The sequence below is a fragment of the Clostridium pasteurianum genome, assembly GCF_001705235.1.
GTDB classification, from domain to species: Bacteria; Bacillota; Clostridia; order Clostridiales; family Clostridiaceae; genus Clostridium_S; species Clostridium_S pasteurianum_A.
In genome coordinates this window covers 3,460,252-3,487,154 of sequence record NZ_MCGV01000001.1, presented here as the reverse complement: position 1 = coordinate 3,487,154, position 26,903 = coordinate 3,460,252, and the positions used below count along the sequence as shown (strand labels likewise).

25 protein-coding genes are annotated in these 26,903 nt (G+C 30.5%); 9 read left to right on the top strand and 16 right to left on the bottom strand.

What is annotated here, in order from left to right:
* Nucleotides 1-354: 354 nt before the first annotated feature.
* From BEE63_RS15630 to recQ, 5 genes are all read left to right on the top strand, one after another.
* Nucleotides 355-1,227 carry a carbohydrate ABC transporter permease gene (locus tag BEE63_RS15630; protein ID WP_066022277.1) on the top strand — a complete coding sequence of 291 codons (873 nt, stop codon included), beginning with the start codon at nucleotides 355-357 and terminating at the stop codon, nucleotides 1,225-1,227.
* Nucleotides 1,227-2,057, top strand: coding sequence for a carbohydrate ABC transporter permease (locus BEE63_RS15625; protein ID WP_066022276.1), 831 nt, complete (start codon nucleotides 1,227-1,229; stop codon nucleotides 2,055-2,057). Before BEE63_RS15630 ends, BEE63_RS15625 begins: the two co-directional genes overlap by 1 nt.
* Nucleotides 2,058-2,098: 41 nt before the next feature.
* A complete protein-coding gene (locus tag BEE63_RS15620) occupies nucleotides 2,099-4,489 on the top strand; it encodes a glycoside hydrolase family 31 protein (protein ID WP_066022275.1) in 2,391 nt (796 codons plus the stop codon).
* Nucleotides 4,490-4,597: 108 nt separating this feature from the next.
* Nucleotides 4,598-5,947, top strand: a complete 1,350-nt coding sequence (locus tag BEE63_RS15615; protein WP_066022274.1) for an alpha-amylase family glycosyl hydrolase — start codon at nucleotides 4,598-4,600, stop codon at nucleotides 5,945-5,947.
* 406 nt (nucleotides 5,948-6,353) lie between these two features.
* A complete protein-coding gene (recQ, locus tag BEE63_RS15610) occupies nucleotides 6,354-8,498 on the top strand; it encodes a DNA helicase RecQ (protein ID WP_066022273.1) in 2,145 nt (714 codons plus the stop codon).
* 100 nt (nucleotides 8,499-8,598) lie between these two features.
* Here recQ and rodA read toward each other — a convergent pair whose 3' ends face one another.
* From rodA to BEE63_RS15565, 9 genes are all read right to left on the bottom strand, one after another.
* Nucleotides 8,599-9,708: a rod shape-determining protein RodA gene (gene rodA, locus BEE63_RS15605; protein WP_066022272.1), complete on the bottom strand. Its 1,110-nt coding sequence runs from the start codon at nucleotides 9,706-9,708 to the stop codon at nucleotides 8,599-8,601.
* A 256-nt stretch (nucleotides 9,709-9,964) separates the two neighbouring features.
* Entirely contained in the window at nucleotides 9,965-10,834 is an 870-nt protein-coding gene (locus BEE63_RS15600) for a methionyl aminopeptidase (RefSeq protein WP_066022271.1), read from the bottom strand.
* A gap of 399 nt (nucleotides 10,835-11,233) precedes the next feature.
* On the bottom strand, nucleotides 11,234-11,833 hold the full coding sequence (locus tag BEE63_RS15595; RefSeq protein ID WP_066022270.1) for a nitroreductase family protein: 600 nt from the start codon (nucleotides 11,831-11,833) through the stop codon (nucleotides 11,234-11,236).
* 669 nt (nucleotides 11,834-12,502) lie between these two features.
* Nucleotides 12,503-13,546, bottom strand: coding sequence for an alpha/beta hydrolase (locus BEE63_RS15590; RefSeq protein WP_066022269.1), 1,044 nt, complete (start codon nucleotides 13,544-13,546; stop codon nucleotides 12,503-12,505).
* Nucleotides 13,547-13,562: 16 nt separating this feature from the next.
* The gene (locus BEE63_RS15585) at nucleotides 13,563-14,765 is read right to left on the bottom strand and encodes an MFS transporter (protein WP_066022268.1); all 1,203 of its coding nucleotides are present in this window, start codon (nucleotides 14,763-14,765) and stop codon (nucleotides 13,563-13,565) included.
* A gap of 91 nt (nucleotides 14,766-14,856) precedes the next feature.
* Nucleotides 14,857-15,717: an AraC family transcriptional regulator gene (locus BEE63_RS15580; RefSeq protein WP_066022267.1), complete on the bottom strand. Its 861-nt coding sequence runs from the start codon at nucleotides 15,715-15,717 to the stop codon at nucleotides 14,857-14,859.
* Nucleotides 15,718-15,860: 143 nt separating this feature from the next.
* Nucleotides 15,861-16,427 carry a histidine phosphatase family protein gene (locus BEE63_RS15575; protein ID WP_081312576.1) on the bottom strand — a complete coding sequence of 189 codons (567 nt, stop codon included), beginning with the start codon at nucleotides 16,425-16,427 and terminating at the stop codon, nucleotides 15,861-15,863.
* Between the two features lie 118 nt (nucleotides 16,428-16,545).
* Nucleotides 16,546-17,202: a response regulator gene (locus BEE63_RS15570; RefSeq protein WP_066022265.1), complete on the bottom strand. Its 657-nt coding sequence runs from the start codon at nucleotides 17,200-17,202 to the stop codon at nucleotides 16,546-16,548.
* Nucleotides 17,199-18,374 (bottom strand): sensor histidine kinase, encoded by a 1,176-nt coding sequence (locus BEE63_RS15565; protein WP_066022264.1) that lies wholly within the window; start codon nucleotides 18,372-18,374, stop codon nucleotides 17,199-17,201. The genes BEE63_RS15570 and BEE63_RS15565 overlap by 4 nt, the downstream gene beginning before the upstream one ends.
* Nucleotides 18,375-18,553: 179 nt before the next feature.
* Between BEE63_RS15565 and BEE63_RS15560 the strand changes: the two genes are divergently transcribed.
* From BEE63_RS15560 to BEE63_RS15545, 4 genes are read left to right on the top strand one after another with little or no spacing between them, the layout of a single operon-like run.
* Nucleotides 18,554-19,486 (top strand): ABC transporter ATP-binding protein, encoded by a 933-nt coding sequence (locus tag BEE63_RS15560; protein WP_066022263.1) that lies wholly within the window; start codon nucleotides 18,554-18,556, stop codon nucleotides 19,484-19,486.
* Nucleotides 19,487-19,501: 15 nt separating this feature from the next.
* Complete coding sequence (locus tag BEE63_RS15555; RefSeq protein WP_066022262.1) at nucleotides 19,502-20,782, top strand: ABC transporter permease; 1,281 nt, start codon at nucleotides 19,502-19,504, stop codon at nucleotides 20,780-20,782.
* Nucleotides 20,742-21,893, top strand: coding sequence for an ABC transporter permease (locus BEE63_RS15550; protein WP_066022261.1), 1,152 nt, complete (start codon nucleotides 20,742-20,744; stop codon nucleotides 21,891-21,893). The genes BEE63_RS15555 and BEE63_RS15550 overlap by 41 nt, the downstream gene beginning before the upstream one ends.
* A gap of 12 nt (nucleotides 21,894-21,905) precedes the next feature.
* The gene (locus BEE63_RS15545) at nucleotides 21,906-22,085 is read left to right on the top strand and encodes a hypothetical protein (RefSeq protein WP_066022260.1); all 180 of its coding nucleotides are present in this window, start codon (nucleotides 21,906-21,908) and stop codon (nucleotides 22,083-22,085) included.
* A 48-nt stretch (nucleotides 22,086-22,133) separates the two neighbouring features.
* On the opposite strand, the gene BEE63_RS21770 is transcribed toward BEE63_RS15545, so the two are convergent.
* The 7 genes from BEE63_RS21770 to BEE63_RS15515 form a co-directional block, all read right to left on the bottom strand.
* On the bottom strand, nucleotides 22,134-22,298 hold the full coding sequence (locus tag BEE63_RS21770) for a hypothetical protein (protein ID WP_175400856.1): 165 nt from the start codon (nucleotides 22,296-22,298) through the stop codon (nucleotides 22,134-22,136).
* A gap of 284 nt (nucleotides 22,299-22,582) precedes the next feature.
* Nucleotides 22,583-22,921 carry an SdpI family protein gene (locus BEE63_RS15540; protein WP_066022259.1) on the bottom strand — a complete coding sequence of 113 codons (339 nt, stop codon included), beginning with the start codon at nucleotides 22,919-22,921 and terminating at the stop codon, nucleotides 22,583-22,585.
* Between the two features lie 22 nt (nucleotides 22,922-22,943).
* On the bottom strand, nucleotides 22,944-23,393 hold the full coding sequence (locus tag BEE63_RS15535; RefSeq protein ID WP_066022258.1) for a GNAT family N-acetyltransferase: 450 nt from the start codon (nucleotides 23,391-23,393) through the stop codon (nucleotides 22,944-22,946).
* Nucleotides 23,374-23,856 carry a GNAT family N-acetyltransferase gene (locus BEE63_RS15530; RefSeq protein ID WP_066022257.1) on the bottom strand — a complete coding sequence of 161 codons (483 nt, stop codon included), beginning with the start codon at nucleotides 23,854-23,856 and terminating at the stop codon, nucleotides 23,374-23,376. Before BEE63_RS15530 ends, BEE63_RS15535 begins: the two co-directional genes overlap by 20 nt.
* Before the next feature lie 87 nt (nucleotides 23,857-23,943).
* Entirely contained in the window at nucleotides 23,944-24,639 is a 696-nt protein-coding gene (locus BEE63_RS15525; RefSeq protein ID WP_066022256.1) for an aspartate/glutamate racemase family protein, read from the bottom strand.
* A gap of 106 nt (nucleotides 24,640-24,745) precedes the next feature.
* Complete coding sequence (locus BEE63_RS15520; protein ID WP_066022255.1) at nucleotides 24,746-25,843, bottom strand: tetratricopeptide repeat protein; 1,098 nt, start codon at nucleotides 25,841-25,843, stop codon at nucleotides 24,746-24,748.
* A gap of 33 nt (nucleotides 25,844-25,876) precedes the next feature.
* On the bottom strand, nucleotides 25,877-26,899 hold the full coding sequence (locus BEE63_RS15515; protein WP_066022254.1) for a tetratricopeptide repeat protein: 1,023 nt from the start codon (nucleotides 26,897-26,899) through the stop codon (nucleotides 25,877-25,879).
* Between the last annotated feature and the right edge of the window lie 4 nt (nucleotides 26,900-26,903).

The window sequence follows — 26,903 nt, the reverse complement described above, 5'->3', positions numbered from 1 at the left end:
TTTGGAACAAGACCTATTGAATTTTATTTAAATCGTTTCCAAAATATTATTACTTTCATTGGAATAAGTGCAATGTAAATTTTTCTCCACTTCCCTACGAAAAATACTATAATATGTTTGTATTTGTATATAATTCCATGGATAATTTGATTAATAATAATTAATACATTAGCTTATTTAAATGTCAAACATTATAGATCTAAAAGTAAATCTATGCAATTAATGCCTAAAATTCTGTGGGAGTAGATGAATCTTCCCCTTGTTTGTGTCAAAAATCAATGTTAGTTAGCAATATCTTTAATCTACAAATTGCAACACCACATTTTACAAATAAAAAATCGAGGAGGTTTTTTTATGCTAAGGAAATCAAAAAAGAACTTATCATTTTGGGCATTTCTAGCTCCTATTTTAATTGCCTATGTTATAGTTCAATTAGTACCTCTTGTAACCGGAATATATTATTCTTTTACCGACTGGAATGGAATTGAATCAAAAACAAAATTCGTGGGACTTAAAAATTATTTTGATATTTTCAAAGACTCTACTTTCACTCACTCATTTTTCTTCACTTTAAAATTCACTATACTATCTCTTATTGTACTAAACTGCATTGCTTTTGGTCTTGCTCTTTTAGTTACAAGAAAGTCAAAACTAAATAATTTGCTTAGAACAATATTTTTTATGCCAAATCTTATAGGCGGACTTATATTAGGTTTTATATGGCAATTCATATTTGTACAAGTGTTTGCATCCCTTGGTTCTCTATTTAATCAAAAATGGCTTCTCGGATGGTTGTCAAATAGTACAACAGGTTTAATTGGTCTTGTAATAATAATGGCATGGCAAATGTCTGGATACTTAATGATAATTTATATAACTTCGCTTGAAAATATACCTGCTGAAGTTCTTGAGGCTGCAGAAATTGATGGCGCTAATGGCTGGCAGAAAATCAAAAATATTATAATACCTCTAATAAGGCCAGCATTTACTGTAAGTATTTTCCTCACTCTATCAAATTCGTTTAAATTATACGATCAAAACTTGTCCCTAACAGCAGGTGGACCTGCAAATTCTACAGAAATGCTAGCAATGAATATATATAATACTGCTTTCCAATTTAACCATATGGGAGTAGCCCAGGCAAAAGCAGTAATATTCTTCCTTATAGTAGGATGCATTTCATTAACTCAAGTATATTTCTCAAAGAAAGGTGAGGTGGAAGCATAATGGTTAAACAAAAAAAGTTTCATATATCTAATCTTCCTACAACTATAATTGGAATACTTGCAGCTTTATTATTTTTATCCCCTTTTTATATAATTATAGTAAATGCTTTTAAAACTAAGTCTGAACTCTTTTCAAGTACCTTAGCACTGCCAAAATCATTAATTTTAGACAATTTTAAAGACGCTTATAAAGAACTAGATTTCTTTACTTCTCTGTCACACTCATTATTTATAACTATAGTAAGTGTTGCATTAATAATAATCTTTGGATCTATGGCTGCCTGGATGCTTGAAAGAACAAAAAGCAAGCTTAGCAATTTTATTTTGATGCTTTTTATAGCTTCAATGATTATACCGTTTCAATCTGTAATGCTTCCTCTTATAAGATTTATGGGAAAATTACATCTTCTAAATGTAGGTGGCATAATATTTATGTACCTAGGCTTCGGTGCCGCTTTATCAATTTTTCTATATCATGGTTTCTTGAAAAGCATTCCAAAAGAACTAGACGAAGCTGCTATGCTTGATGGCTGTAGCAAATTTCAAACTTTTTGGTATATAATTTTTCCACTTCTAAAACCTATGTCAGTCACTGTTGCAATACTTAACACTGTGTGGATATGGAACGATTATCTACTTCCATCTCTCGTAATTAATAAACCTAGTACACTTACAATTCCGCTAAAAACATTCTTCTTCTTTGGTGAGTACACTAAGCAGTGGAATTTAGCCTTAGCCGGATTAATACTTGATATAATACCTGTTATAATCTTCTATTTCGTTGCACAAAAACACATTATAAAGTCCGTAACAGCCGGAAGTATAAAATAAATATTGTAGGTTCTTTAAACTAATATAAAGAGGTGCTGCTTATGTTTGGTAAAATACAAAATTACTTGCAAAAAGAAAATAAAATAGAATTAATATTTGAAAATAAAAAAGCTCTAATTGAAATAGTATCGCCATCAATTATTAATTTCTTTGTTCCTTTTAAAACAGACAAACGAGTTTCAAAATCTATTGAAAACCTAAAAACCAAAAAGTCTACCTTTAAAATTGAAAGATATTCTTCAAAAATAACAATATGTACAGGAAATTTAAAAATAAACATATATGATGAATTTAAAGTAGATATATACGATTCACATGGAAATTTACTATGTGAAGATTATAGAGGTAAAAGAGCTCCCTTCGTAAGAAATGGCTTAAATGCCGGAGCCTGTGAGCTTGCTAATAAGGAAGGACATAAAATAAAAGCTGAAGCGAACATATGTAAATTCAATGTTCTAAAAAAACTTGAAGACAACACTTTCTTTTATGGTTTTGGTGAAAAAACAGGCCACTTAAATAAAAAAGGATATCACTATAAAATGTGGAACTCTGACATTGCAAGTCCTCATGTTGAAAGCTTTGAAGCACTTTATGAATCCATACCCTTTTTTATAGCTTTAAAAGATAAAAAAGCTTTTGGTATATTTTTAGATAATACCTTTGAAACTCATTTTGATATGGGAAAAGAAAATAGCAGTTACTATTCATTTGGCGCTGCTGACGGAAATTTAAATTACTATTTTATATATGGTCCTTCCGTAAAGGATGTAGTTAAAAATTATACTTATTTAACAGGAAGAACACCTTTACCTGCCCTTTGGACTTTAGGATATCATCAATGCAGATGGTCTTATGTTCCAGAATCAAAATTAGTTGAACTAGCAGATGCCTTTAGAAATAAGGATATTCCATGCGATGCACTGTATTTGGATATAGATTATATGGATGGATATAGAGTTTTTACCTGGGACAAAAATAAGTTTAAAGATCCTAAAAAAACACTTCATGAATTGAAGCAAAAGGGCTTCAAAGTAGTGACAATTATCGATCCTGGTGTAAAAAAAGATAAAGACTATAAAATATATGATGAAGGTATAAAAGGTAACTACTTTGCAACAGATAAGGACGGCATTCCCTACGTAAATGAGGTATGGCCTGGAAAAGCCTTATACCCTGATTTTTCAAATAGTAAGGTTAGAAACTGGTGGGCAAACAATCAAAAGATCATGCTGGACTGCGGCGTATCTGGAATATGGAACGACATGAATGAACCTGCAAGCTTTAACGGTCCTCTTCCAGATGATGTTATGTTTAATAATGATGGCATAAAAACATCACATAGGGAAATCCACAACGTTTACGGACATTACATGGCTAAAGCAACCTATGAAGGCATTAAAAAATATTCAAATAAAAGACCTTTTGTAATAACGAGAGCTTGTTTTGCTGGCACTCAAAAATACTCCACTGTATGGACAGGAGATAACCAAAGCCTTTGGGAACACTTAAGAATGTCTCTGCCAATGCTTATGAATTTAGGGCTAAGCGGCATGGTTTTCTGCGGCACAGATGTTGGAGGATTTGGCTTTGATTGTACAAGCGAACTTTTATCAAGATGGACACAAGTTGGATGTTTTACTCCCCTATTTAGAAATCATTCATCAATTTTCACAAGAGAACAGGAGCCTTGGGCTTTTGATGAAAAAACAGAGGATATTGTGAGAAAATATATTAAATTGAGATACAAATTAATTCCCTATCTATATGATTTTTTCTTTAAGGAGGAAAATGATGGACTTCCAATAATAAGACCACTACTTTTAAATTATCAAAATGATAAAGAAACTTATGAATTAAATGACGAATTTTTATGTGGTGATAACATATTAGTTGCACCAATTGTAGAACAGGGTAAATCTCATAGAATGGTTTATCTCCCTAATGGTGATAATTGGATTGATTACTGGACACATGAACATTTTTCAGGTGGTCAGTATATAATAAAATATGCACCTATTGATACATGTCCTATATATATAAAATCAGGCAGTATAATACCTAATTATCCTGTTCAAAATTATATAGGAGAAAAAGAAATCACTAATCCTATTTTTAATATTTATTTGCCTTATGAAAATGGAAATTTCAGCTGCACTCATTATCAAGATGATGGTGAAAGCTTTGATTATAGAAATGGCATTTACAATATCTACAAATGTACAGTTACTAAAACTTCAAGTACATGTACAATTAAAATTGATAATACCAAAAATGACTATAGAGAATCATACAAGGGTTTTAACTTTAATCTACTTACTAAATTTAAACCTTTAAAAATTTTAGCAGATGAAAAACCTATTAAATTTGCATATAATGACGAAATATTGAAATTTAGTACTCAAAAAGTTCATGAAATTGTAATATCACAATAATTTACCTTTTAAAATGCCTGTTGATTTTCTTTTTAACATTATATTAGTCTTTCTATATGTGTTATATTATATATGGAAAGACTATATTTATACAGGGAGGTTACTATTATGAATAATTCATGGTATTATAAATCTATTTTTTATCATATATATCCATTGGGATTCTGCGGTGCTCCTTTAAATAATGACTTTAACTCCAAACCAGTTGCGCGCCTTAAAAAAATCGAAGAATGGATACCTTATCTGAAATCTCTTGGAATAAATACCCTATATTTAGGACCTATTTTTGAATCTTCGACACATGGCTACGATACGGCCGACTATTTTTCGATTGATAGGCGACTTGGCACAAATTCCACCCTCAAGCACCTTGTAGACAAACTTCATAAAAATGGCATTAGAATTGTACTTGATGGTGTATTTAATCATGTCGGCAGGAATTTTCCGAATTTTCTCGATTTAATTAAAAATAAAGCCTCCTCACCTTTTGTATCATGGTTTGCAGGAATAAACTTTAATAATAAAAGTCCATACAATGATGATTTTTCGTACGAGACCTGGCATGGATGTTATGATCTTGTAAAACTAAATGTACAAAATCAAGATGTTAAAAACTTTATCTTCAATGTAATAAAGTTTTGGATGGATGAATTTAAGATTGATGGGATACGTTTTGATGCAGCTGACTGCATAGACATAAATTTTCTCAAAGAAATTTCATCCTTTTGTAAAAATATAAATCCAGATTTCTTTTTACTTGGAGAGGTTATCTTTGGCGATTATGCAAGATTTGCAAATAAGGATACCTTAGATTCAGTTACAAACTATGAGTGTTATAAAGGACTTCATTCTAGTCACAATTCTCTTAACTACTTTGAAATAGCTTACTCACTGAACAGACAATTTGGAGACGGCGGTATATACAAAAACTTGCCTCTATATAATTTTGTAGACAACCATGATGTTAACCGTATTGCAAGTACCTTAACGGACAAAGATAATTTATATCCTATATATACTCTTCTGTTTACAATGCCAGGCATTCCGTCAATTTATTACGGAAGTGACTTTGGAGTAACTGGAGTAAAGGAAAATAATTCAGATAAAGCTTTAAGGCCAGAACTTAACTTATCTGAACTTATGTCATCAGGAAACCTTAAACTAAATAATCTCATAAAATCTCTCTCTAAAATACGCAGTAAATCAGAAGCTCTAACCTTAGGCAATTATAAACAGCTCTTTATTTCTAACAAACAATTTGCATTTTTGCGCTATACTGATAATGAAAAAATAGTAACAGCTTTAAATTGTTCCAAAGAATCTGTTGAAATTAATTTTTCTACTGACTTTTCCTCTTCTATAACAGATCTCATAAATGAAGAATATATAAAAGTAACTAATAATAGATTAAATATCCCTCTACCCCCAAATGGTGCAAGAATATTTAAAGTAAACTAGTTTATTTATTTAAATTTTTGTTTATAATTATATTAGGACTGTTGCAAAGTAATAGTATTTTGAAACATTAAATAAAAATCATAAGTCTAAGCTCCAAATTGTAAAAATACTAAGAAATTTTAATAACTCGCTGAAAAAAGTGCTCAGACAAATTAAAATTTCTAAGTCTTTTTATAATTTGGAGCAAGGCTTATTGAATTTTATTTAAATCGTTCCCAAAATACTATTACTTTGCTTGGAATAAAGGCAAGGTTAATTTTTCTCCGCTTCTCTACGAAAAATACTATAATATATTATAGGCAGATAATGTGTTACAGCCTAAAATTCCGTAGGCACGGAAGGATTTTTCCTTGTTTAACCTCAAAATCGAATTAACATTGATTTATAACAATTTAAGGAGCTTTGTATGGATAAAAACATATTTAATATATTAAAAAAATACTTTGGATATTCATCATTTAGAAGTGGTCAGGAAGACATAATAAAAAGCATATTAGATAGTAGAGACACCTTCGCTATAATGCCAACAGGAGGTGGAAAATCCATATGCTATCAAGTACCTGCGTTATATATGGACGGACTTACTTTAGTTGTAACTCCACTAATCTCTCTTATGAAAGATCAAGTTGATACTTTAAAAGAAAATGGAGTTAACGCAGCTTTTATAAACAGTACTCTATCTATTAAAAAGACAAATGAAATCATGATGGCAGCCATTTCTGGGCATTTAAAAATATTATATGTTGCACCAGAAAGACTAGAACAGGACTATTTTAAAAATGTAGTTAAGAGCTTAAATATATCAATGATTGCCATAGATGAAGCTCACTGTGTATCTCAATGGGGACATGACTTTAGAGTAAGTTATAAGCACATTGCACCATTTATTAGTTCCTTAGAAAAAAGACCTATAGTCTCCGCTTTCACGGCAACAGCAACAGATGAAGTTAAAAAGGACATAATGAATCTGCTTGAACTTAGAAACCCTAATTACTTTATCACAGGCTTTGATAGAGATAATCTATTCTATTCTATAGTAAAAAATGAAAACAAATTTGATTTTCTAATAAAATATCTAGCAAAGCACAAAGGTATTTCAGGAATAATATATGCCGCAACCAGGAAAGAGGTAGATTCTCTTCAGGAAAAGCTCTATAATCTTGGCTACTCTGTTGGAAAATATCATGCAGGTATGTCAGACAAAGATAGAAGTGAAAACCAAGAGTCTTTTTTATTTGATGAAACCAAAATAATAGTTGCAACAAATGCCTTTGGAATGGGTATAGATAAATCAAATGTACGTTTTGTAATTCACTATAATATGCCTAAAAATATAGAATCATATTATCAAGAAGCCGGACGTGCAGGAAGAGACGGTGAAAAAAGTGAATGTATACTTTTATTTAGCGGTCAGGATATACAAATTCAAAAATTTTTGATAAAGCTTAGCATTCCGTCTTTTGACAGACAAAGAATAGAAATGAAGAAACTAAATGACATGATAAATTACTGCATGACCACAACCTGTCTTAGAAAATATATTCTAAACTATTTCGGTGAAGATTATGAAGCCGACAACTGTGATAACTGCATAAATTGCACTGGAAATGTTGAGACAATTGATATTACCTTAGATGCTCAAAAAATTATTTCCTGTGTGTACAGAATGAGACAAAATTTTGGAGTAACCTTGATATCAGAAGTACTTAAAGGCTCTAAAAATGCTAAAGTAGAAAGATTTCACTTTGAATCATTATCTACATATGGAATCATGAAAGATTATACTTTAAAGCAAATTACTAATTTAATAAATACTCTTATAGCTGATGGTTACTTATATTTATCTGATGATCAATATCCTGTTGTAAAAATGAGTCAAAAAAGCATTGATGTTTTAAAGGGTAATAAAAAGGTAGTTCAAAAAATCCACATTGTTGAAGAGCACACTATAAATGCCGATAATAGTTTATTTGAAATCTTAAAAGGTATAAGAACGAATTTAGCAAAGAGCGAAAATGTACCTCCGTACATAATTTTTTCAGATGCTGTTTTGATTGAAATGTGCAAGTACTATCCTAAAGATAAAGATTCTATGCTTCAAATTAAAGGTGTAGGTGAGATAAAATATAATAAGTACGGAAAAATCTTTGAAGACAGCATAAAAAAATATGTAGAAGAAACAAATTTAACTGTAGATGACAATAAAACCACTACAATTTCCGCGCCAGAAGTTTTATCGAAAAAAACTCCTACTCACATTGAAACTTATAATCTATATAAAAAAGGTATGTCTATATCCGAAATTGCTAAAACAAGAGATCTAACCATACCAACCATACAGCAGCATATTATAAAATGTGCTAAGGAAGGGCTTAATGTAAATTTAGATTCATATATACCTGAAGAATACAGAGATTTAATATATGAAAAAATCAGAATGTTAGGCACAGCTAAGTTAAGACCAATAAAAGAAGCTCTTCCAGATGACGTTGATTACATGGCAATTAAATCTGCTATATTTAAATATAATTCAAAAAACAAAGCTATATAGTTTTGTTTACAATAATACTTAAATATTTGCAAAGTAAAAGGTTAAATTATTATACATGTACTAAAATACTAGCAGGAAAGCATTTTGGTACATATATAATTTAATTATTAAAATATTTCCTCATGCCTATATTTAAAACTAATGCTAATGAAATAAAATTAGCTAAATTAGAACTTCCTCCATAACTCACAAGTGGAAGAGTTATCCCTGAAATAGGCATAATTCCGATAGTCATCCCTATATTTTGAAATACAGAAAAAATAAAAGAAGCTGCTACACCAATACATATAAATCTTCCTAGAAAATCTTTTGATTCTTTTGCTGACTTTATAATTCTGCATATCAATATTACATATGCTAATAAAAGTACTATAGCACCAATAAGTCCCCATTCTTCTCCAATTACAGAAAATATAAAATCAGTATGTATTTCAGGAATATATCCACCGGATACTTGTAAACCCTTTAAAAATCCTGATCCCATAAGTCCTCCAGAACCTATTCCTATTATAGACTGTGTAAGCTGAAAACTAGTATTTTGCTGGTACATTCCAGGATTTAAGAAAGAAGTTATTCTTTGTTTTTGATACGGTTTTAAAATTCCACTAAACCAAATAATAAGACCTAACGGTATAGAAGACATCAGACCTATTACCATAGCCTTTATATTTAAATCAGCAATAAAAAAAATACAAATAACTATAAATATATATATTAACGCCATACCCAAATTAGGTTGTACTACTATTAATAAAATTGGTATAAATGCATATACACATAGTATCAAGAAGTTCCTTGAATTATTTATATTGCAATCCATTTCTTCTAACTTTTTTGCAATAATTAGTATCAGCCCTATTTTTACAAACTCTGCTGGTTCTAAAGCTCTATCCCCTATTCTTATCCATGAAGATGCACCTTTTATCGCCTTACTAGTTATATCATTAAATAGTAAAACTCCAACACCACTCCAATATATTAAGTCAGCATATTGAATTATGGTTCTATAGTCAATATGTATAATCAAAAAAATTGATACTATTCCTAATACAACCCATAACAACTGCAACCTAGCATAATAATTGCCAAATTGGTTATGTGTAGCACTATAAATATTGATTATACCAAAACACGATATGGCTATTGCCGTTATTAACATACCTATATCTAGATTCCTATACATTTTTCTATTCATTAAAAACTTGTGCATTTTTGCCTCCACTTATAAACTTTTATCATGGATAACAATGGAAGTATATCTTATCCATGTTTTTATTATAATTGAGTTTTTGTGCATGTCAAGAAAGTTTCTTCTCAACTAACTCCTTATGACAAAAATAATTTATATATTTAATATGATTTTCACTACAACTTTTTTCTATTTCGCCCCACTATATTACAAATAAATTTTATACTAAATAAAAAATAGCCGCTGAGCAATCACGTCACAGCTGCTATTTAATATTTTATTTTGCAATTATCTCTATACCGTCTTCAGTTACAAGAATTGTGTGTTCCCATTGAGCTGAAAGAGAACCATCAGCTGTACGAACAATCCAACCATTGCCTTTATCTATAGTTATTTCAGGACCTCCAGCATTTATCATAGGTTCAACAGTAAGCATCATTCCTGGAACCAACAGCATGCCTGTCCCTTTCTCCCCCGTATGAGAAACAAATGGATCTTCATGCATATCTAATCCAACTCCATGTCCTCCAAATTCCCTAACTACCGAATATCCATTACTTTCCGCATATTCTTGAACTGCTGCTCCTATGTCTCCTAAGAATCCCCAAGGTTTAACTGCCTCTACACCTCGCTTTAAACATTCTCTAGTTACTTCAACCAATCTTTTGGCTTCTTCACTTACCTCACCAATCATAAACATCCTTGATGCATCTGAATAATAACCATTAAGTATAGTTGTTGCATCAACATTTACAATATCTCCACTTTTAAGCACTACATTTTCACTTGGTATTCCATGGCATACTTCATTATTTACAGATGTGCAGATACTTTTAGGAAATCCTTCATAATTAAGAGTTGCTGGAATTCCTCCATTATCTACTGTATAGTCGTATGTCATCTTATCTATTTCCTCTGTTGTCATTCCCTCTTTTATATTTTCACCAATTAAATCTAAAAGTCCATTATTAATTTTGGCACTTTTTCTTACTCCTTCAATCTGTCTTTCATTTTTTATAAGTCTTCTTGGCGGAACCATATATCCTTTGCTTTTCATTTCTCTCATTTTTTCATCAAACTCTAAGTGGCACCTCTTATATTTTTTTCCACTATTACACCAACATAAATCATTTCTACCTATTTTCATACTATTATCTCCATTTTTTAATTTAATTTAAATCATACATATTATATTATAAACTTTATTTAAAGTAAATGTTCACTTTACTTTAAATTTAAGCACAAATTATATATATTTCCCACTAATAGAAATGTTATTTTATATGTTGTTAGATTTTCCAGAGCAAAGTAACCGAGAGCCATCCATAACTTTTAACTGCTTTAAATTAATTTATAAGAAAATTTACAGAGTAAGAAAGAATTAAAATAGTTGAATAAGTTTTTAAATGTAGCCAAAATCCAATAGTATCGGAAAAATACACTATAAGCATTTATTTAACTGACTCATTTAAATAATACAGCTTCTGCCAATCCATCTTCATACTATTTTAATTCTGCCAGAACTTGTTATATACTGAATAATTTTTTATCTATAAAACTTAACCCTATCTTCTAGTGGTAGAAAATCCTTATCTTGAGGACCAGAAGTAGGTTTACCAAATGGCATTTCGCCTCTTAATCTCCAATTTCGTGGTATATTCCACTGCTCTCTAACCTTATTATCAATTAAAGGATTATAGTGCTGAAGAGATGCTCCCAATCCCTCTCCTGAAAGAGCATTCCATATATTTATCTGAAGCATTCCAGAAGCTTGTTCCGACCATACAGGAAAGTTATCTTTGTATAGTGCATATTGTTGTTGGAGTGATTTAACAATATTTTCATCTTCAAAAAACAATATAGTGCCATAACCATTTTTAAAAGAATCTATCTTTTTCTCTGTACCTTGAAAATTTTCTGCAGGCACTATTTTCCTAAGCTCCTCTTTAGTAATGTTCCATACCTTATCATGCTCTTTACCAAGTAATACAACAACTCTAGAACTTTGAGAATTAAAGGCCGAAGGAGTATTTTTAACTGCAAATTCAATTATCTCCTTCAATCTCTCATCTGAAATTGTGCTTTCCTTGCTTATACCATATATCGTCCTTCTATTTTCTATTACATCATAAAAATCTTTTGACATTTTACTTCACCTCTATTTAATTTTATAATAACATTTTATACTTTTTAATAATAAATATCAATAGATAATTATTATTAAAATCTAAGAATTAAATTGCACATGAAAATAGTTTATGCAAAATTCATTATATTTATTTTCACGAAATAAATATAAGCTATTTTTTCCTTGCACTGCCGTGGAAGCAAAAGAATAATGCTGAAGGAACAGTTTAAAAAATCTCTAATAAATCTTGGTGAAAAAATCGTAAAATGATTAGAAATTTCAATCTGTCTGAGATTCCAGCGAGTTATTGAAATTCCTTAGCATTTTACGGCTTTTTCACCTTCGATTTATAGAAATTTTTTAATGTGACGAAGCATTGTTCTTTCGCAGCTTCTTAGATAAAATGTGAAATCAAAATTAAGCCTCAAACTATCCCGCAATAATAAGAAAATGGGCGCATAGCATTAACTTCTTTTTTATTAGACCAACGCATCAATATGTTAACACTTATAAGTGCACATATGCCCGCTGCAATTCCACCTTCATTGTCCTCTATACTTTACTTCAAATTTATCAGTACAATATATAAATTAACGATGTTGTATAAAAAATCTATGTACGCTAAAGCTAACAATCAAAATGCTTTAATGTACATAGATTTTAATTTTTCACATAAAACTTTCTATATTAATCTTCTAAAAATTTAACTGCTTCTTTAATTCCATCTTCTGCTTGAGGGAAATCTCCTATTTTATCCATAAAAGCATGAATTGTACCGTTGTATCTTAAATAAGTAATATCACCTTTAGCTTCTTTAACACGTCTAAAAAAAGCTTCACCTTGTAATCGAAGTGGATCAAATTCACCTATCACTAATAATGTAGCTGGCAAACTGCTAAGTATTTTATCATCTGCAAATATAGGTGAAATAAATGGATTTGACATATTAATCTTGCCTGCATACCAGCCGTCAATTAAATTATTTCCTGATCCAAACCCAGAAACATACTTTGAAACTAATTCAACTGCTTCTGAATTTGCACCTAATTTTGAGTAATCCCAATACTCACCTCTACCATTAGTCCCCGCTGCAATTGCTGGATAAAATGCAACAATCTTTTTAATGTAATTTGTCCCCAGAGTTATATCTATCATAGATGTTGTTATAGATAAGTTTCCACCTGCTGAATCTCCTGATATAAATATTTTATCTGCATCAATATTTAACACTTCAGCATTATCATAAGCCCATTTTACAGCACGGTAGCAATCTAATAATCCAGCTGGGAAAGGCTTTTCTGGTGATAAACTGTAATCAACAGAAAAAACAGTATATCCAGATTTGTCTGCATAAGCACGGCAAATATTTTCTACGTTGTCTATTGATCCCCCAAAGTAACCTCCTCCATGAATGTAGAAAAGAGCTGGTGCTTTGGCTGTGACTTTCGCTTGTTTATAAATTCTAACATTAATTGATCCTTCAATTATTTTATTTATTATGGTTAATTTATTATTTGAAATATCAACTGCTGGCCAGCCCATAGCATCTCGCATTTTAACAATGTCTATTTCATTGCTTGGCTCTCCGCTGCCTTGTCCCATGGAAAGAATTTCCTGTCTTGCATTTTTGGCAAGTACTCCATCTTTACTTTCTCCTGGAACATATTTTACAAAATAACCATCTCTTTTTTCTACCTTTGATAATTCCTTTAATTCATCGTTATAATCCATAATTAAAACCTCCAATTTAATTGCTTTTTACTGTTTCATGAACTCTACCTTTTACACTCGTAACTAATATGTTGATAACACCTAACACAAGGATAAAAACGCCAGCAAATTTTACTGAAAAAGTAACACTTGTAGTACCAAATAATTTATTTACAAATGCAAGAATATAAGGATTAAGAAAACATCCTAAATTGATTCCAATAATCATAATTGAAGATGACAATGTCTGCGATACAGCATTACTATAAAGAGTTGCTCTATAAAAGAAATAAGGCGTAACAAAAGCAAAGAACAATCCTAAAATCAATGCTCCAATAACAGTTGTCATCATGCTAGTAGATGTTCCAATTATATAAATACTAATGCCCATAAATATTACTGAAATAGGTAATGTAAACATCTTAAATCTTTCATGAACTTTGCCAAACATTGAACTAGCTATAAAGCCAACAATTGTTATACCAGCAAGAACAGTACTTGCTTCCGCTGCAGTTCCATAATGCATTGAAATCATAATTGTAGCTACTTTATAAATAATTGTCATAAATCCAATATAAATAAGAAATAAATATCCTGTATAAAAAGCAACCATAGGACTTATCTTAGTTTTTTCAGCACTAGCATTTGAATTATCTTTTTTCAATTCAGCTTCATGCTTAGTATCTGGAACAACTATTCCAAATAACACTATTGATACTATAGTAATTGCATATACTCCATAACTTGCATGCCAACCATATTTTACAAGCATACCAACTAATAGTGACATTACAGTACTACCTATTGATGATGTAGCTGCTTGATACCCCATCATCTTAGCTCTTTCGTCTCCTTCAAAATAATAACTAATTAAACTGTAAGCAAATGAATTAAATAAACCTACACCGCATCCAAGTATAAATCTAGAAATTAAAATAGCTGTATAATTATCACTGAACATAGGGAAAATACCAGCAACTAAGGTTAAAATCAAACCTAATAATGTTGTTTTTTTATCACCAATAAGTTTAGCAATAAACGGAGATAAAAAAACAAATATTATGATGCCAAAATTAGGAATTGAAGTTATCATTTCTATAGATGCTAATGAAACATTAGACAGTGTCTTTGCCATTAAAGGAATAGTAGCCGAAACTGAAGCAGCTCCCATACATAATAAAGAAACAGACAATACCGAAATCTTAAATAATAAACTCTTTTTTTCTATCGTTTTTTCCATTATTGACACTCCTTTGTATTTATTGAAATCGATTTCCTTTTATATTTAATATAATAAACCGTTTTCAATAACCCAAAGGGTAAAATTGTGCCTAAAAAAAGGTCTTTTTATGACTTTTTCTATATTGATAAGGTGTTTCTTTGTAAACCTTTTTAAAAGCCGTAGTAAATGCTTTATCATTAGGGAACCCCGTTTGCTCTGAAATATAATGAATTGGTGCAGAACCATTTAGCAGCAACTCGTGTGCATAATTTAATCTAACTAAAGTTATATAATCATATATAGATAAACCTGTATATCTTTTAAAAAATCTAGATAAATAACCAACTGATAAATGAAATTCATTTGCCAAATCTGGAACCGTTAGTTCCTCAGCATGATTATTGTCAATATACTCTGCAATAACTGATAATCTATCAATATATTTGTCACTGTCTATCTTCGCTGATTTTCTCTCTATGGAAAAGTTCCTAATTAAAATGTAAAAAATCTTATAAGTAATAGCTTTTAACTGAATAAAATTAAGATCATTTGCTTTCATAATTGCAATATTAAAAAACTTATTCATAAGACCCTGTAATTCTTTATAGGCATTTTTTTGTTCAGATGTAAATTTTTCTTTTTCATTCAAAGTAAAATATATAGAACCAGCTTGAGTAAATTCACTTTTCATAAAGTCAAATGGGAAAATTAGTGTTAAAGCAAGATTATTATGTGATTCCATTACAGAAACCGAATGAATTTCATTTGAATTAATTACTAATATATCTCTTTCTTCTGTTTTATATGTTTTTCCTGAAATATAAAACAGATCTATACTCCCTTTGATTGTAAAACTAATTTCCATTGCTCTATGCCAATGGCGAAGAATACTTGCCTTAGCATCATCATGAATAACATATTTAATAGGGAATTTTTTTGATGTTGTTATAATCTCATGCCTATACTCCATTTTATTTTCCTCCTACAAATGTTTACACTTGTTTTTATTTAAAGTTTCAAATCACTATTACGAAATATCTCTAAAATATCGTTCTTATTGCATTTTTCACATTGAAATATCATTTTTAAATACTTTTTCATAAATCCAGCTCTTTATTTCTGAAAAATATACAGAAATCCATTTTTAGCCTTAGCAAACCTTGGACCAGTAAACCCATTAATTAAAAGTTCTTTTCTTATGTAATACATAATAGCACCATGACTTACTATTAAAATATTTTCTTGGTGCTTATTTAAAATATCAGAAACAATTTTATGTGCTCTCCTTTTAGTCTCTATATGCTTCTCACTTTGTGATTTGTGCGAAAAGTACCATGCACATCTTCCCATAACAGTCCAAAACATAAATGGCAACTTAACTTTTGTATTAAATGCGGGACCAATTTCTATTTCTCTTAATAAATTTGTCTGTATTATTTGTCCATTATAAACCGTTTTTGCAGTCTTAATAGCCCTTGGTAAAGTACTGCAATAACATACCTTCCAATCCTCACTTTTAATATTGGCAGGCTTTACTTTTACATCAGCCGTATCATAACCATCCTGCCATGCTTTAAACTCAGCTGAAGTCATGCCTCCATTAATCTCAGGCTCAATTACCTCAAAATGCCTAACAAGTCCAATTTTCATTATTTTTCCTTCTTCCCATACATTCATCATAAAAATTTTCAGATACTTATATACTATATTATATTTATATATAATATACTGCCACTCTATAATTTATAGGCTTAATCGCCCAAGCTCATAATAGTGTTTCAATAATGATTTATGCATTTTATTTAACATTTTGAAACACTATTATGAGCTCACTTCTACTTTTTAGCTGAAGTTTTTCAAGTACTTTAGAAACATAATTTTTAACAGTACCTTCTGTAACAAATAAATCCTTTGCAATTTCCCTATTACTTTTACCTTCTAAAATATGCTTTGCAACTTCAAGTTCCCTTGGTGTAAGTGTCTCCAATAACTTTTTCTTTTCACTGTCTTCATTTTTAGTCTCTGAAACAGGTTTTATTGAATTTAAAGCATTTACAACCTTAGCTGTCACCTTAGGATTTAAAAGCATCTCTCCCTGAGTAACACTTTTAATTGCTGTTAATATTTCATTAGAGCCAGAATCCTTAAGAATATAACTATCTGCCCCATTTTTAAGTCCTTCAAATATATATTCATCCTCATTAAAAGTAGTTAATATTATAATTTTTACATTAGGATACTTCTCTTTCATAACTTTCGTAGTTTCAATACCATTCATAACAGGCATCCTTATATCCATCAAAATAACTTCTGGATTTTTAGTTTCCATGAGTTTTAAAAGCTCCTCACCATTTGAAGCTTCCCCGATAATTTCAAGTTCTTCATGAAGGCTAAGTATCATCTTAAGCCCTTCCCTTACAATTTCCTGATCATCAACTATTATAACCTTTATCATAATTCCTTCCCCCCCATAGGTATAATTGCATCAATCATAAATCCAGTTTCATTCTCAGAATAAAATTTAACAGAACCCCCAAGGTCAGTTATTCTCTTCTCTATACCAAGAGTTCCATTAGATTTTTTAATATTGCTGCATCCTAAACCATTATTGCTAACTTTAAGTGCTATGTTACCACAAGACTTCTCTATTTCCACATTAAATTCTTCCGCTTTTCCATGCTTAATTCCATTAGTTATGCCTTCCATTATAGTCTTATAAATGCAGCTTTTTATATTACCTGCTTCCTCTTCAATTCCATTGTACATCCTCAAATTAAACTTATATTTTTCATTACTTTTAAAATTCATAAAAAGTTTATTAATTGCTTCACGTAAGTTACTTACTGAAGAATCCTCCTTCATTACACTTACCACTTCTCTAAGTTTTATTATACAATTCTTTGACATATCATGTGCTTTATTTATAACTTCTTTTGCTTTCTCCGGCTTTATATCTACCACATTTTCGGCATACTCCAAATTCATACTTAAGGCTATAAGAGAATGTCCAATTGAATCATGAAGCTCCTGTGCTATCCTGGTCCTTTCCTTTGAAACAGTAAGTTCCTCTATTTTATCCGAATACTCCTTAAGCTTTAAATTAACACTCGTAAGCTCTTCATTTAATTTAATTGCCTTAACTTTCTCAACAAAAAAGCTTCTCATTATTAAAATGACTATAAATATCCCCATATAATTCAGAAATATTTGTTCTAAGCTAAGATTAATTTGTGGATCAGAATTAATCTTATATGGAATACAATATGCTATGAAATTAACAATCAAAAGAGAAACAGGAATTTTATCGGTACCCATAAGTATATCAATTATCAAAACAATACTATATATTGATGTTCCTTCGCCTGCAATTCTATAAGTAAAATAAGCATTTATTGCACTACTTAAAGCAAATGACAAACAATACCAAACTGACTTATAATCTCTAAAAATTTCCTCTCTTATAAAATCATTAACTGCAACACTTATAATCAAACCACTTACAATTATAGCTAAATGTAAATTTCCATGTACTTGAGTAAAAGCATTATAAAATATCAATAATAATGCTCCAAATCTCATAATTCTCTTTATTAGTGATCTGCCTTTGGGAGATAAATAATCTATCATAAACATTCTCCTCCATTCTATTTCTTAAATTATATCATCATATGCCTGCGTTCTCTATATGACTAAAGTAATACATAAATTGCTATCCAAAGTACTATACAAATTGAGTACTTTGGTGAATATTAAAAATTACCAATAAAACGTACAATTAGACCATAGAAAACAAGGAGGCGCTTAAAATGCTTGAATTAATAAATCTTACAAAAAAATTTGGTGATTACACTGCTGTTGATAATATAAATTTAAAGGTAGAGGATGGTGAAATTTTCGGACTGCTTGGACCAAATGGTGCTGGAAAATCCACAACAGTATCTATGATAAGTACAGTTAAAGCACCTACCAGCGGCGAAATAAAAGTCAATGGTAAATCCCTTAGTAAAAACCCTATTGCTGCAAAAAAGATAATGGGAATAGTTCCACAGGATATAGCATTATATGAGTCATTAAGTGCAAAGGACAACTTAGAATTCTTTGGCAGTCTTTACGGACTTTCAAATAAGGAAATAAAAAAAAGATGTGACGAGGTTCTTGAAATAATTGAATTAAAAGATAAAAAGAATCAAGCCATCGGTGAATTTTCTGGTGGTATGAAAAGAAGAGTAAATATAGGCGTTGCACTAATGAACAATCCTAAACTATTAATACTCGATGAACCTACTGTTGGCATAGATCCACAATCTAGAAACCATATACTTGAAACGGTAAAAAAGTTAAATAAAGAAAGAGGAATAACTGTAATTTATACAAGCCACTATATGGATGAGGTTGAATTTCTCTGCAAGAGAGTTGCAATAGTTGACCATGGAAAGCTAATAGCTCTTGGAACAAAAGAGGAACTTAAAGAAAAAATAGACGCTTGCGACACTCTAACTTTAAACTACAGTGTGGCAAGCGAAAAAGCACTTCAAACTATAAAAACTATAGACGGCATAGAAAAAGTTACTATTGATAAAAATGAAATATATATGCTTGTATCTCATAATAAAACAAATGTCATGGATGTCATTGATAAGGTTAGAGCCCTTGGAATAAAACTTAAAAGCTTCAAATATGAAGAAGTAAACTTAGAAAGTATATTCCTTCAAGTAACAGGCAAATCCTTAAGGGAATAGAGAGGAGGAATTATCGTGATTAGATTATTGAAACTAATTTCACTAGATTTAAAGTTACTTTCAAAAACTAAAGTATTTTATATAAAATTAATACTCTTTCCAATTGCTATAGTCCTAATTTTAGGTACTGCTTTTGGAAGTCAAGATTCCACTAAACCTGTTTCAAAATTTCAGGTCGGCATATGCAGCGAAGATTCTACTGTTACAGAGAACAATCAAAACTTCTCTCTTGGAGAAACTCTTAAAAATGATGTTTTAGACTCCAAGGATGCAAAAACTTATTTTTCTATCATAAAAGTAAATAGCTACAGCGAGGGTGAAAAAATGGTTAAAGATAAAAAAATAGCAGCCTTCGTGTATGTTCCAAAGAACTTTACTAAAGCTTATTTAGACAATACAGAAACCAATATTTCATTAATTGCTGACAATAGCAGCATCATAGACAAAATGATTGTAAAAAATATTTTAAATGAATTCAATCAAAGTATAAACACCATAAGAATTGAAGAAAATGAAGTGCTTTCAAATGCTCCCCTTAAAACTCATAATTTGCAATCTATTATTAGTAAAATTCAAAATACAGATTATTCCTCTGATATTTCTACTACATCAACAAATAAAGATATTAAACCTACTAGCGTAATGACCTACTGTACAATTGGCATCGCTGTAATGTTCTCAATATTAACCGCTCTTGAACTTGCTCACGGCATAGTTGAAGATAAATTAAACAATACACAATTTAGAATAAAAACAACTCCTACTAAGGATATTCAATATGCTCTTGGTAAAATATTTGGAATGATTTTAGCCATTACTGTACAAATGTTTATAATATTAACCGCCTGTCATTTAATATTTGGCGCAAGTTTAGGGAACCCACTGTATCTTTTTATAATAACTATCTGTTACGGTTTTACTGTAGGTTCTATAGTGTTTTGTGCTAGCACAGTCTCCAAAAATCAAACATCTATATCAAGTTATGCTTCTCTTATTCTTTGGGGCTTAAGTGTTTTGGGCGGAAGTATTATTCAAAAAACTGCTCTTCCAGGAGCTATGCAAAAAATTCAGCAAATAGTTCCTAATGGTAAGGCAATAAATTGTTATTTAAGAGTATGTGAAGGCAGTAATTTTAGCTCTAACTATGTAGATCTTATAGAACTTTTAGGTTTAGGCTTAATATTTCTCATAATTGCACTGCACTTTTATAGTGCAAAAAACTCAACAAAATTAATAGAAAAAGGAGATAACGAAAATGTTAAGAATGATAAAAAAACAATTAAAGCTGCTGTTTAATAATAGAATTGCTATGTTCTTCGTTATTTTAGTACCTATTGCATTAACTTACGTTTTTTCAAGTGCCAGTACTAATAATAAAATAAATCTATATTATGCCGATTTAGATAAAACTCCTTATTCTAGTGAACTTATAAGCATGCTAAAAAACAACAATGACCTAAACCTTATTTCAGCCTCAGAAGCCACTGTAAGTGAAAAGGTTGATACCAATAGTGTCCCTGAAGCTTTAATAATAGATAAAAATTTTCAAAATGATCTTTTTAATGATAAAAGACTAAATGTAAAAATGGTTGAAAATTATCCAAGCTCAGAAAGTGCCATAGTTAAAGAAGCCGTGCTCGGTGAAACGAACACACTAAAAAAAGCAGCCATAGATTCTAAAAATATTTCTGGTGCCCTAAATATATCTAAAGATACCGTATCAAAGGATTTACTAAAGAAACTAAAAGTTAATTCGAATATTTCCATAAATGATAAGGGTAATTCCATGAATCAAAACACAGCAACTACAAGTCTAATAGGTTTTCTTGCAATGTTTCTTTGGTTCGTTATAATTCAAGGCTTTAGAACTTTAATTGAAGAAAAAGAAAATGATACCTTTAGCAGAATACTAAGTACCCCTATTAGTTACTCTAAATACCTGATATCAAAAATAGCTTCAACTTATATATTCAGTCTCATCTTACTCATAGTGACTTTAACAATAGGAAAATACGCTTTTAATATAACCTTTGCACAAAATTTAAGCGCAGAAGCTGCTATATTTGCAATTTATCTATTTGCCATAACTGGAATCGTAATGATATTCGTTCCTTTTATAAAAAAGCAGCAAACACTAACAATACTAGGCTCAATACTAATGGCCTTAACCGGAATGCTAGGCGGCTCCTTTTTTCCACTGGATGAAGTTTCCTCTAAGGTTATCCTTACACTTTCAAAATTCACTCCAGAGTCCTGGGTCCTAAATTCAATTTCAGATATTATCTTTAATAACGCAGCACTAAGCTCTGAGATAACTTCAATAATTGTTCTCGCTTCTATAGGAATTGTAGGTCTTTCAATCTCTTATACCTTATTAAATATTAAAATAAAAACAGAAAGAGCATAGGAGGGATTTAAAATGAATTTAACGACTACTTTATATGTAATCATGTTAATCGTAGGAATTCTTTTGAATATTTTTATAGGAAAACTTGCTGTATTAATCTTTAAAAAGGATGGCACTCTTCCAAGAACCCCCATTAGATTTTTAGGCATAGTACTTGTACTAAATGCTGTAGGATATTTGTTTCATATATAATCCTATAGGGGGTTGGGCTGTTAGCCCATGTGATTCTTGAACTAAATACTAGTCCTCTTTATGATACCATATTGTCTTAATTTTAAAAAAGTTATTCACATTTTCTACACTTTGCCTGTTCACTCCTAGTTGAACAGGCTTTATTCTATTTTGTTTTCCACTTTTATATAGCCTTACTGATGCTGTCATTTTAGAATATGTTATTTGTATCACTGCAACTATATGTGCTATTGAAGAGCGTATAATATAAGTAACATCAAAGAAATTATCAAGGGATACTAAAGGATTATTTTTTTAATAATACACTAAAAAGGTTCACGCCAAAATTCCGTAGGTACGGAGGAATTTTTCCCTTGCACTACCGTAGAAAGTTAAGGAACAATGCTGAAGGAACGATTTAAAAAAATCCTATAAATGTTATCATATAAGAGGCTTGGGCAAAGCCCATTTATGATAAGATTTATAGGATTTTTTTAACGCGACGAAGCATTGTTCCTTCACTTCCTTCTACTCCCATCCTTGTTAAAAATTTTATGTAGATATTTTTCATCAATAACAAACATAGCTACAACACCTATTAATAAAAATATCATTTGCCCAACTATGTCATTAACAATTATTGGCTGAATAATTGCCCATACCCCAAAAATACCGTTGGCAATTCCAGTTATTATCATGCTAAATCCACCATACTTTTGTGCCGTATCCCAGGTATCCTGACTTTTCATCGAAAAAGATGTCCTATATCCATATATACCATTTATATCTTTAGGCGGAAACCTCATTAAAATAAAGCCACAAACAATAAAAACCGCTGCTACTATCAAAGAAACCATACGCATTCACCTCTCTAAATTATTACAATAATACCTTGGCAAAACAAACTGCCTCAGGTCTATTAGCATATTTACCATAATTAGATATACGCTTATAGCCTCGCTTCTCATAAAATGCTACTGCCTTTTCATTTATCAATCGAGTTTCAAGACAAAGTCTTGAATAACCTAGTTTTTGTGCTTGCTCCTCTAGGTAACACAAAATTTTAGTTCCAATACCCTTAGTCTTATTCTTGGCATACATCCTTTTAACTTCAGCAGTATTTTCATCAATAGGACGTATAGCTCCGCAGCCAATAGGCTCTTTATCATCGCTATATGCTAGTACAAATATAGCTCGAGGATCAGAAATATCATCGACATTAAAAGAACCTTTTCCACTATTACCTGTTATTTTTTCTAAGGCTTCTGATAATTCCTCCATCATTTTTAACGCATCTTCTGTATGTGGATTAATTTGTACAATCTTCATTTTTTGCCCTCCTTATAAACTTCTGCTCAGGGTATTCAAATTCGACTACAAGCTCAGCTTCCTCAAATCCATATTTCTTGTATAATGCTCTAGGCGCAGTTCCTTTCACATCATTTTCCCTATATGTTATAACAGATATATCTACATCTCTAGGAAATAATTCTAGCATTTTCTCTATCATTGCGGAAGCTACACCTTTTCTTCTATGGTCCGGATGTACCGCCATACAAGAAAGACACCTATAATTATAAGAAAACAGCATAATGCCAACAATTTCATTACTGAACTTCACACAAAGTGCTGTTTTTTTTTCTATATTTTTAATAACAGTTTTTTTATACTCATTCATTTTTTTAGTTGTTTCAAGTCCTGGAAAATTGTCTTTAACAACTTCAATCATCTTAATCCAGTTATCTATATCTTGCATTTCTGCATAACATAATGAATACTCTTTATCTAACATAGTACTTTGCCTCCATTGGTAAATTTTCAAAATATTTATATACTACATTATACCAGAAATAATTTTACTTAATATTCCAAAACACTATTACTGAGCAATTGCAAATTCAACAGCAGAAACCCCGTGTATTGTCGTCGTATCAAAAACAGGAATTGAAACATCCTTTTGCTTTATTAATAATGGTATTTCTGTACATCCAAGCACTACTCCTTCAGCGCCCTTGTCTTTTAATTTATCTATTATTTCTTTATATTTCTCTCTTGAAGTATCCTTTAAAATACCTTTGCAAAGCTCTTCATAAATAATTTTATGAACAACTTTTCTATCATCTTCCTCTGGAATGATTACATCAATATTGAACTTGTCCTTTAGCACCTTCTTATAAAAATCCTGCTCCATAGTAAATTTAGTTCCAAGAAGTCCAACCTTTTTAAGTCCCTTTTCAATTATTTTTTCTCCAGTAACTTCTGCTATATGTAAGACCTTTATTCCGGCTTTCTTTTCTATATCTTCTGCCATTTTATGCATAGTATTAGTACATATTACAATAAAATCAGCCCCTGCGCTTTTAAGTGCTTTAGCCGCAGCAACCATAATACCCGTTAATTCCTTCCACTTTTCCTGATGCTGTAAAAGCTCTATTTCTTCAAAATCCACAGAATACATTATACACTTTGCAGAATGAAGATCTCCTAGTTTTGACTTAACAGTTTCATTTATGATTTTATAATATTCCAGTGATGATTCCCAGCTCATTCCTCCAATTAGTCCAATTGTTTTCAATTAAAACATCCCCCTTGAACTATCTCTTAATCGCTTTATGCCTATAATTATGTCCTCATTTTGTAGAATGGTTTATGTTTATAATATATCAATTTTAAAAACATATTTACCTTTTTAGGCCTAGCATTCTTATCTTTCTGCAAATGCCCATCTTTTCCGTACAAAAGTGAATTTCCTTTATTCTATTTTTTTTCATTTCAGTAGATATATTTTTTATATATTCATCTAGTTTTTCCTCCTTTGGATTCCGTTTCTTTAATGCCTTAATATAATGTAATGCTTCAGCTAATGCACCTTTATCATAAAGCATTCTTGCATAATTAATATGTTCATCTACAGCATGCGGCATTATTCTTAAATATCTCTTAAGCACCCTTAATGCATCAAAATATTTTTCCTTCATAATATAAATTTCCACTAATATAACAAAAGCTTTTGAACTATTTTCATACTTTGAATCTCTTTCAAAAAATCTTTGTTCTAGAAAGTCATAATATTTTTGTGAATCTTTTATGTAGTCATTTACCACATCTATACTTTGTAGTGCTTGTTTATCATTAGGGTTCAATTTAAGAGCTATATGTAAATGCTCTAAACTTTCATTCAGATATCCCAAATATATTAATGCAAGTCCATAATTTAGATGTGCTCTAGAGGAATTAGGATTTATCTGAAGGGCTTTTTCTCCCTCCTCCTTAGCTTTGTGATACTCACCTATATGTACATAAATTCCACATGAATGCAAATGAAACTCCGCATCATCGGGTTCAATTTCTAAAGCTTTATTTATTAATTCGGCAGCCTTACATAAATTTGTTCTTCCACCAACTTTTTTAAAAGCAAAAGACATCATATAGTAAATAAATGCATCATAAGGATCTAATTCTATAGATTTTCTGCAATAACCAATAGATTTTCTATACTCACCCTTATCAAAAAAAACACGGCCACATACTCCATATGCCACTGAACTTTCAGGATAAGCTCTCAAAAGTTCTAATGCTGCACTTTGGGCTCTATCATATTTTTCCATATTGCTATAGCATGAGGCAATATACACCAATGCATTATAATTATCAGGTTCATATTCAAGCAATTTTTCTGATTCCTTTATTGCAAGCTCATATTTTTTAGCCTCAAATAAAAAAGCTATTCTTTTTTTGATATTTTCCATTTGTTTATTATTATCATTTATATTTTTCATACTTTTATTATCCACCACATTTCAAAAATACAACTACATTTCATTAGATATATTTTTTATATATTCATCTAATTTTTCTTCTTTTGGATTTATTTTCTTTAATTCCTTAATATAATCCAGCACTTCAACTAATGCACCTTCATCATAAAGCATTTTTGCATATTTAATATGTTCATCCACAGCATTTGGCTTTATTTTTAGGTATCTCTTAAGCACCTTTAATGCATTAAGATATTTTTTATCTCTAATAAAAATTCCCACTAACAAAGCAAAACATTCGGAACTATTTTCATACTTAGAATCTCTATCAAAAAATATTTTTTCTAAGTAATCATAATATTTTTGCGGTTCTTGTAGAAAGCCTTTTGCCGCATCTATATTTTTTTGTGCTCGTTCATGTTTTTCATCAGGATCCAATTGAAGAGACATATAAGAATGCTCTAAACTTTCATTGAGATATCCGAAATATACTAATAAAGATCCATAATTTAGATGTGCTTTAGCGGAATTTGGATTTATCTGAAGGGCTTTTTCTCCCTCCTCCTTAGCTTTGTGATACTCACCTATATCCATATAAATTCCACATGCAGCCACATGAAATTCTACATTATCCGGTTCAATTTCTAAAGCTTTATCTATTAAATTTGCAGCCTCGCATAAATTTGCTCTTCCGCCAATTTCCGACAAAGCAAAAGACATAGTATAGTAACCAAAGAACGCATCATAAGGATCTAATTCCATGGACTTTTTACAATAATCAATAGTTTTTTTATACTCGCCCTTATTTAAAAAAATATGACCACATATTCCATATGCAAGTGAACTTTCAGGATAAACCCTCAGCAATTCTAGTGCCGCACTTGCTGCTCTATCATATTGTCTCATATATTCATAGCTTATAGCAATAATCATCAATGCCTTATAATTATTAGGTTTATATTCAAGCAATTTTTCTGCTTCCTTTATTGCAAGCTCATCTTTATCAGCATCGTATAAAAAAATCATTCTTTTCTCTATATTTTTCGCTTGTTTATTATTATCATTTATATTTTCCATACTT